The sequence below is a fragment of the Vibrio sp. genome, from assembly GCF_050299255.1.
Lineage (GTDB): Bacteria > Pseudomonadota > Gammaproteobacteria > Enterobacterales > Vibrionaceae > Vibrio.
Map to the genome: position 1 here is coordinate 18,513 of NZ_JBNKVP010000048.1, position 8,681 is coordinate 27,193.

An 8,681-nucleotide genomic window follows, 5' to 3' on the forward strand; every position below is an offset into this window, starting at 1 on the left:
ATCTTAGGTTAAAATTTATCCGTTCACTGGCATTTGTAATTGATGTCCTTACAATAATAGCTGTTTTGGCCACTAGTCTCTGGAGAAATTGCCTACTCAGTGTTTCTAGGTCAAAATGTTAGTGTACAAATCATGCACTCACTAGATTAATAGGCTAGAAGAGAGGAAGAATGACAAAGGGTATTGATAAGTACAGTATCGACAGTACCGATTACACCATCGGTCAGGATAATGTACAAAAATGGGGTTTTGACGTTCATAACCCTGTATTTGGGTGGAGCGCGGGCCTGATCCTACTATTCTTGATTGCGACGTTAGTTTCAGATGCAGAAACGGCAAAGGCGACTCTGGATGGAATCAAGTGGCAGATTATTGGCGCATTTGACTGGTTGTTTATCTGGTCCGGCAATATTTTTGTGATTTTTTGTCTGGCTTTGATTGTTTCGCCTTTCGGTAGAATTCGATTAGGCGGTCAGGATGCGACAGCAGATTACTCATATCTATCATGGTTATCCATGTTGTTTGCTGCAGGTATGGGTATCGGTCTGATGTTCTGGAGTGTGGCAGAGCCGGTAGCGTACTTCACCGGATGGTACGAAACACCGCTGGGTGTTGAAGCGAATACGCCAGAGGCCGCGAGACTGGCGATGGGGGCCACCATGTTCCACTGGGGTCTTCACCCATGGGCAATTTATGGTGTGGTTGCATTGTCACTGGCGTTTTTTGCCTTTAACAAAGGCCTGCCATTGTCTATCCGGTCAATATTTTACCCAATCCTGGGTGACCGGGCATGGGGCTGGGCTGGCCATATCGTAGATATCCTCGCGGTATTAGCCACCTTGTTTGGCTTGGCCACGTCATTGGGCCTGGGTGCCCAGCAAGCGGCAAGTGGTATTCATCATGTGTTCGGCATCGAAGCGGGCATTAACCTGCAGATTGTCGTTATCATTGTAGTGACACTGCTTGCAGTAGTATCCGTAGTTCGTGGTATTGATGGCGGCGTTAAAATCATCAGTAATGTCAATATGCTGATTGCTTTCGCATTGCTGATCGCAGTTGCGTTGATTGGCTTTGCCGTCGCACTGAGCTCTATCCCTGAGACGTTAATGGCATATGTTGAAAACATTATTCCGTTAAGTAACCCTCACGGCCGGGAAGATGAAGCCTGGTTCCAGGGCTGGACAGTGTTCTACTGGGCGTGGTGGATTTCATGGTCGCCATTTGTCGGTATGTTTATCGCTCGGGTATCTAAAGGTCGTACCGTTCGTGAGTTCATCACTGCCGTCCTGTTGGTTCCAACCGGTGTAACCCTGTTGTGGATGTCTGTATTTGGCGGTCTGGCGATTGATCAGGTTGTTAACCAGATTGGTCAGCTGGGTGCCAACGGGTTAACCGATGTTTCGCTGGCTATGTTCCAGATGTTTGAACAGCTGCCTGTGGGCAACCTGCTGTCTGTCGTTGGGATTATCCTGGTGTTGGTGTTCTTTATCACCTCGTCGGATTCGGGCTCACTGGTTATCGACAGCATTACCGCCGGTGGTAAAGTCGACGCTCCAGTACCACAACGTGTTTTCTGGGCGCTGATGGAAGGGGCGATTGCCATTGCACTACTTTGGATTGGTGGTACGCAAGCTATTCAGGCGCTGCAGGCGGGGGCCATTTCAACCGCACTGCCATTTACATTCGTGCTGTTGGCCATGTGTGTCAGTCTGATAATGGGTATGCGCACAGAACCCAACCCGAAATAATCTGCAAGATATTAAGCCCGGTTTATACCGGGCTTTTTTTCGTCCTGAATACTAGAATGGCTCCAGTTTCAGTGTGATGCCAGCGGCTTCAAAACGGCAGGTTATGGATTTTTCGTCCTTTTGGTACCAGATCGCTGGCATGCTATTTGAGTACCCAAGATCCTTAAGTCGCTGCTTCTGCTGGCGGCTGATGACGGCATAATGTAATAGTGAATCCAGCAGGCGTCTCAAAGTAGACGGTGTTAATTTCCCGTCTCGTTGATAACGTTTTATTTCCCCCTGAACGGCATCAAGCGGAACCAGTGGCTCAAGAACCGTCTCGGTGCACAGTTCGGCATTTTCTGAACAAGGACATAACTTTTCAGCCAGTCGTCGATCTGGTTTACCGTGACGGGTCAGATACTGGTGGCGAAAACAGAAATAACTAAACAGAAACCGTTCCAACTGGGGCCAGCGTTCAGCACGCGCTTCTAACCAGATATGCTCTAGCTCTATTTCTACATCGGTCATGGTGCTTCTTTTAAATTCAGTAAAGAGGGTTATTTTAGCAAAGCTTGCTTCGGCTTCATAAAGCGAAAGACGGCACAAACGAAACGATATGCAACTCAATACTTTCAATCATTCAATCGGTTAGTTACATTAAGGCTGAATATGAAGACATTAGGTGCATACGGACAATGGAGACCATTGGCAATAGAGCATTAATTGTTGAAGGTGGCGCCATGCGCGGGATATTTTCCTGTGGCATTCTGGATCATTTTTTACAACAGCAATTTAGCCCATTTGACAGTTTTTGGGGCGTCTCGGCCGGAGCCAGTAACCTTGCCGCTTACCTGGCTAAGATGCCCGGCAGGAATTATAAGGTATATACCGACTACAGCTGTCGCCGGGAATTTCTCACTCCTGGTAAGTTTCTGGCGGGTAAAGACTTGATGGACTTAGATTGGATGTGGACTGTGACGTTGGCAGAGCTGGGCATAGATAAAGCCACGCTGGCTAATGACCCCCGGCCGTGTTTCCTTGGTGTGACTCGTCAAGATAGTGGTGTGGCGGAGTATCACACCCCGCACGTAGACCTGCTGGCCGAAACCATGAAAGCCAGCAGTGCGGTGCCTATCGTTTACCGCCAAGGTGTACAACTTGGGATGTACCGATACGTCGATGGTGGTGTGGCCGATGCGATTCCGGTAGCAGAAGCGATAAGGCGCGGTGCCACAAAAATTATGATTTTGCGCAGCCGACCGGAATCTTACCGAAAGCGGCCTACCAGAGTGCCGCTGGTAGTGCGTAGTTTGTTGAAATCTACTCCGGCACTGATCTCGCCAATGCTCACCCGCTACCAACGCTATAACGATACCCTGGCACTGATTGCTAATCCTCCTGAGGGCGTGGAAATAATGCAAATCTGCCCACCAGAGACATTAAAGATGCAGCGGATCAGCCGGGATAAAGAACCGTTACAGCTTGCTTATCAATTAGGTTTGCAGGCCGGCGAACGAGCAATCAAGCTCTGGAACGGCGAAGACGTGAGATAACTGACATGGAAATCAAACCGATTAAGTCCAACTTCCCAGGTGTAAAACAGTTGCTGGACGAACTGGACGCCCTGATGCACGAACTGTATCCGATGGAAGAGTGTAATCCACTGATGCCGATCTCGGCCATCGATGCTGATAACGTCTACTTTGTCGGTCTTTTTGTCGATCAGGCTCTGGTTGGCTGCGGCGCTGTAGCGTTTAAATCAGACGATGGTGAGTACGCGGAAATCAAACGGGTATTTATCAGCGCCAGCCACCGTGGACGCGGCCTAGCGAAAGCCTTGTTGCAACACTTAGTCGAGCATGCTGAACGGTCGGGCTCTGACATTATCCGGCTTGAAGTGGGCGATGAGCAACCGGAAGCGTTGAGACTATACCAAACATTTGGATTTGAGCGCCGTTCTTTATACGGACAGTACAAATATGATCCATACTCAGTCTATATGGAGCGCAAGACCCAAAACAGACGGCATTGAAACCGAGATTGCTTTTTCACACAGGCCTTAATGCAGTAGCGGATGGGAATCGGCAGCATAAGTTCAAATTGGCTGTCCGTTTTAGCGACTCTACATAAGCAGATGATCTAAATGTTGAAATGGAGGCGAAAATGACCAATCAAAAACATGGCTTTTCGGTTGGTATAGACCGGATAGACGACCACTTTTTTCTCTCTTTTAAAGCAGTGGGGACCTTGACGCACCACGATTATCAAACCATGGTGCCAATGGTTGAAAATGCACTGGCAGCCGTTACCGAACCGCGGATAAATGTGTTTTTCGATGCGACTGAACTGGAAGGGTTTGAATTACGCGCCGCATGGGACGATGTTAGATTTGGCCTCAAGCACGGCGCAGAATTCGAGCGTATTGCTCTATTGGGAAATAAGCGCTGGCAGGAACTGGCGGCTAAACTCGGCGGCTGGTTTACTTCTGGTGAAGTAGAGTTTTTTGACAACTATGATGAAGCAATCAGCTGGCTGGAAAAATAGTGTGTTGGCGGAAGTGACTAAAAGTAATCTCATCACACATGATCTTACTTAGATGTGCTTCAGGCAGCAAAATGATCGATTTTACTGCCTGAAGTGCTTTTCAGAATGGTCTAACCTACTGCTTGTTTCAGTGGACTAAACACTGTTCCGGCCCCCATCTTATCTAGTACTTCCCCTGCGTCGAAACTATCAATATTTTCAATGTGGGTACAATGCTCGCCAAGCAGACCGAATTCTTCCGGTTGCGTTTCAGTATACAAGCCAATACATCTTACAGAAGCGGCGTCCGCCAGGTGAAGTGGTCCAGTATCACAACAGACAAATGCATCTACATTACGCAGGAAACTGGCCAGCAAGCGAAGGTTAGCATTACCGTAAGTTTTAACATCAGCGGAAAGCGGTGTGGCCACATCCGGACTGGTAATTTCTACCCAGGTGATTGGAACAGGGGATGCGGCATCAAATTTTTCTAGGATGGTTTGCCAGGTCTGTTCAGAAAGCAGCTTACTGCCTCGTGCCCCTCTGAAGTAGGCAATGCAGATCTGGCTGTCGTTGCATATGTTTTGTTTGTCTTGTTCACCCTGGGTTAATTCGTCCTGGCTGAAAGCCATATTGTGATCGGGTACCAGTAGCTTTTCATCAGCCACCATTTGCGGGACCAGGCAGAGGTTTCGAGTTGCGGCATGATGAAAGGCCTTCTGATGCGGAAACGTATGGGTAAAGGCATCATTGCAGAGATCGCTGCTGTAGGCGACTTTGTTTTTGGCATCCAGCAGAGCGCTGACGATGGTATCTTCGGCGGAGCCACAGGGTGACAGGCACAAATCAAATGTCTGTTTGCGTAACTGATAGATAGCGCGACAGAATTTGAAAAAGTCTTTTGCAGAAAAATGGCTATATACCAGTTGCTTGATCCCCATATGGTCAAAAAACTGGCCCTGCCATGGCTGCTTTAGCATTAAGGTGATATTGGCTTGTGGATAGGCTTTTTGCACTTGTTTGACGAACGGGATTAAAAACAGCACATTGCCAATGCGGCTGTTGTTCCGCACTATGATAACTTCTGTTACTTGCTGATTATCAAGCAAGTCTGCTTGCGAATTCCGGTTATTTCTTATCAGGTGGTAAAGGAGTGGTTCCAGCGACGCCATTTTACGTCTGCGCCAACGGTCAAAGTTTCTCAGTGTGTTTCTTAGTTGTGTCATGAAATTAAATATGCATCTATTTGTTTATGGATGTGGCTATAGTTATATTGTTGAAAATTAACAAAATTATAGGAAAGTTGTTCTCCGGATAATTTATCTTATCAACCATTTCTTAAGGGTATCTTAAGTCTGGCTAATTAATCTATTTCTAAATTATGAAATTGAAATGTATTGGTGGTTTTAGCGTGAAAGATCACGTGAATGCACGCTTGAACAGTAGCAATGATTGGTTAATTGGGTATTGGGCCCGGGTGCGCTGAAATAGGAGAAAGAGTCATGATGTGGGATAAAGTCGTTCGGTTTACTCATTGGTCAGTGGCGATGCTGTTCCTGGCAAACTACGCCATTACCGAAGAGGGCAGCATAGTCCATCAATGGGTGGGCTATACCCTGATAGGATTAGTGCTGGTACGGCTGATCTGGGGGCTAATCGTAAACTCGCCGGCTCGTTTGTCTGCCATCAGGCCGTCTCCTTCAATGGCAATTGAGCACTTAATTGAGGTGTTTGAAACCAGAAAAGACCATCACGAAGGACATAATCCGGCAGGTGCGGTAATGATCTGGTGTATGTGGTGTGGATTGATGGTTACCGGTATTACCGGCTATCTGGCCTATAGCGAACAGTTGCTGGATATGGAGTGGATGGAATCCATTCATGAAGTAGCAGCCAATGTGACCTTTATCTGCGTATGTATTCATGTCGGCGCAGTGGCGTTAATGACTCGCCTTACTGGTAAGGCCTACCTGAAGAGTATGGGGATTGGTCGTTAGTCTGTGAGAAGTAAAAAAAAAACCGGCGATTCGCCGGTTAAAACATATGAGTATATTAAGCTTATAAGTTACTTTACGACATGAAAGCGTCATGAGGAATAACAACAAAGTAGTAAATTGGTTGCTTTGTTATGGTATGGAAAATGGCGGCAGCTCATATTGATTAGTAGACTATTTCAACAGTTGCCAGTGGTGTAGCGTAGTTTGAGCCATGACAACCGCTAACGCTAGATAGAGACCTTACCGCGCAGTGATTTGGTCGCACTGTTACGTTTTTTGGCCTCTACACGCCGGCGTTGAGAGCTTTTAGTCGGTTTGGTCGCTTTGCGTTTTTTAACCACGACCATCGCATCGACTATCAGTTGCTTCAGTCGGTTGAGTGCATCTTCTCGATTCTGTTCCTGGGTTCGAAATGACTGCGCTTTGATAACAATAACACCATCTTTGGTAATGCGGCTATCGGATAGAGCAAGCAACTTCTGTTTGTATACGTCGGGCAACGAAGAGCGCTTAATATCAAATCGCAAGTGGATCGCGCTTGATACTTTATTGACGTTTTGTCCGCCACTCCCCATTGCTCTTATCGCTGAGAGTTCTATTTCCCAGTCGGCCAGTTCGACCTTGTTTGAAATTTGGAGCATAACACTAGTTTAAAAAGCAGTTGTCATGGCCATTCTAGTTGAGCACAACCTGATTGGCTAACACAATTGGTGTCGGCGTCAAATTCGCGAAAGGGTATCGGCGCCATTAACAGGCGAGTGATACCCTATGGACAGAGCGGATACGTAGGGCGCTCGAATATGATTTCGTCAAGCAAGTCGGGGAGAAGAAGATTTGCCAGTAGCTTCTCTCAAATACGCTTCAAACTCTATACTCGGCAACGGGCGGCTAAAGTAGAACCCCTGGCCATAGTCACACTGCATTTGTTTGAGGTAATCAACATGTTGCTGATCTTCAATGCCTTCGGCGATAATTTTTAAACCTAACGCTTTTGCCATGGCAATGATCACGTTCACCAATTCTTTGTCTGATTCATTTTCAAACATATCTTTAATGAAGCTGCGATCGATTTTAAGGCGATCAAACGGAAAGCGCTGTATATAACTCAGTGCAGAATAGCCGGTACCAAAATCATCAATCGTTAACTTAACGTTCTGTTCCCGGAGTTTATCAAGCATGGAAATCAATTCATTGCTGTGGTTGAAAAACAGACTTTCAGTGACTTCCACATCAAATTTTTCGCCAGGTAGTCCTGATAACTTTAAGCTGGTTTCAATTTGCTTCAACAGTCGCTCGCAGTAGCGGAACTGGATGCTGGAAAAGTTGACGGAAACAAAGAGTGGAACAATCTCCTGCCATAACGCCGCCTGTTGACAGGCTTGCTTAATCGCAAATTCGCCAAGCTGGTGGATCAGCCCGTTGCGCTCTGCAATCGAAATAAACTCTTCCGGGTTAACAAATCCATGCTTTTCATCATTCCAGCGCATCAATGCTTCGGCACCAACGACTTCACCGTTTTCAAGGTTGATAATCGGTTGGTAGTAGAGTTCCAGCAGGTTGTTGGCAATGGCATTGCGTAAACGGTTTTCCAGCTCCAGAAAACGTTGTAAGTCATAGTTCATGTTGTGGTTGTAAAAGCAGAACCCGTTGCGACCTTCTTGTTTTACCCTGTACATCGCCATATCAGCGCTCGCCACAAGCTGTTCCAGGCTTTCACCATCTTTGGGATAAATCGACATACCAATACTGGCAGACAGGAAACATTCGTGGTTTTGCCAGACGTATGGTTTTTCAAACTCATTAAGCAACACAACGGCGAGCCGTTTGGCCGCTTCGTGATCTGGCAGATCCGGGATAATCAGCAGGAACTCATCACCGCCGATTCTGGCTAACACATCAGTCTTGCGTACGGCGTGCTGAAGTCGTTGAACACAAAGTTTCAAGATCTCATCGCCGACAAAGTGACCCATGGAGTCATTGATCTGTTTAAAATTATCCAGATCGATATACATGACTAAGATTTGAGAGCCGCTACGCTGAGCACGGGCAAGTTCTAAACTAAGTTTTTCCAAAGCGTAACTGCGATTGGGTAAATTGGTGAGCAAGTCATGCTTGGCCTGATAGGCCAACTCGGATTCGGAAGCTTTCCTTTTAGCGATTTCTTCTGTGAGCTTGTGATTTTGTTTAGAAAGTATAGCCTTCCTCTTTTGCTCTTCTTCCAGTTTGATTTTAAGTTCAACTTGAGCGTTATTAAGCACGAAAGCATAAAACAATCCCAGGATAATAATAATACCCAGGATACTTAAGCCATAAATGAACATCTTTGAAGTAAAAACATCCTGTTCGTTAAGAGGTTCATACCAGGAAAGAATTTTAAAATTATAATTTTCAGCAGGGGCCTCAAAATAGAGCTTACCAGATAAAGCTCCAT

9 protein-coding genes are annotated in these 8,681 nt (G+C 46.4%); 5 read left to right on the forward strand and 4 right to left on the reverse strand.

The genetic code is table 11. The features are described from left to right. The first annotated feature begins 170 nt into the window (after positions 1-170). Positions 171-1,748, forward strand: a complete 1,578-nt coding sequence (locus tag ACQY6F_RS12955; RefSeq protein ID WP_428774931.1) for a BCCT family transporter — start codon at positions 171-173, stop codon at positions 1,746-1,748. Between the two features lie 51 nt (positions 1,749-1,799). On the opposite strand, the gene ACQY6F_RS12960 is transcribed toward ACQY6F_RS12955, so the two are convergent. Further along, the gene (locus ACQY6F_RS12960) at positions 1,800-2,258 is read right to left on the reverse strand and encodes a hypothetical protein (protein WP_428774933.1); all 459 of its coding nucleotides are present in this window, start codon (positions 2,256-2,258) and stop codon (positions 1,800-1,802) included. Positions 2,259-2,425: 167 nt separating this feature from the next. On the opposite strand from ACQY6F_RS12960, the gene ACQY6F_RS12965 reads away from it, so the two are divergent. The 3 genes from ACQY6F_RS12965 to ACQY6F_RS12975 all read left to right on the forward strand — a co-directional run bounded on the left by ACQY6F_RS12965 (position 2,426) and on the right by ACQY6F_RS12975 (position 4,274). Continuing rightward, on the forward strand, positions 2,426-3,283 hold the full coding sequence (locus ACQY6F_RS12965) for a patatin-like phospholipase family protein (protein WP_428774934.1): 858 nt from the start codon (positions 2,426-2,428) through the stop codon (positions 3,281-3,283). Positions 3,284-3,288: 5 nt separating this feature from the next. Then, a complete protein-coding gene (locus tag ACQY6F_RS12970) occupies positions 3,289-3,762 on the forward strand; it encodes a GNAT family N-acetyltransferase (RefSeq protein ID WP_428774936.1) in 474 nt (157 codons plus the stop codon). A 131-nt stretch (positions 3,763-3,893) separates the two neighbouring features. Continuing rightward, entirely contained in the window at positions 3,894-4,274 is a 381-nt protein-coding gene (locus ACQY6F_RS12975) for an STAS/SEC14 domain-containing protein (RefSeq protein WP_428774937.1), read from the forward strand. A 110-nt stretch (positions 4,275-4,384) separates the two neighbouring features. Here the strand turns inward: ACQY6F_RS12975 and ACQY6F_RS12980 are convergent, their stop codons facing one another. Beyond that, positions 4,385-5,479: a glycosyltransferase family 9 protein gene (locus tag ACQY6F_RS12980; RefSeq protein ID WP_428774938.1), complete on the reverse strand. Its 1,095-nt coding sequence runs from the start codon at positions 5,477-5,479 to the stop codon at positions 4,385-4,387. 276 nt (positions 5,480-5,755) lie between these two features. Here ACQY6F_RS12980 and ACQY6F_RS12985 point away from each other — a divergent pair, with 276 nt between their 5' ends. Next, positions 5,756-6,250: a cytochrome b/b6 domain-containing protein gene (locus tag ACQY6F_RS12985; protein WP_428774939.1), complete on the forward strand. Its 495-nt coding sequence runs from the start codon at positions 5,756-5,758 to the stop codon at positions 6,248-6,250. 227 nt (positions 6,251-6,477) lie between these two features. Here the strand turns inward: ACQY6F_RS12985 and arfB are convergent, their stop codons facing one another. Both arfB and ACQY6F_RS12995 read right to left on the reverse strand, forming a co-directional pair. After that, positions 6,478-6,891 carry an alternative ribosome rescue aminoacyl-tRNA hydrolase ArfB gene (gene arfB, locus ACQY6F_RS12990; protein ID WP_428774940.1) on the reverse strand — a complete coding sequence of 138 codons (414 nt, stop codon included), beginning with the start codon at positions 6,889-6,891 and terminating at the stop codon, positions 6,478-6,480. A 168-nt stretch (positions 6,892-7,059) separates the two neighbouring features. Then, positions 7,060-8,681, reverse strand: a 1,622-nt coding sequence (locus ACQY6F_RS12995) for a putative bifunctional diguanylate cyclase/phosphodiesterase (RefSeq protein WP_428774942.1), incomplete at its 5' end; no start/stop codon positions are given.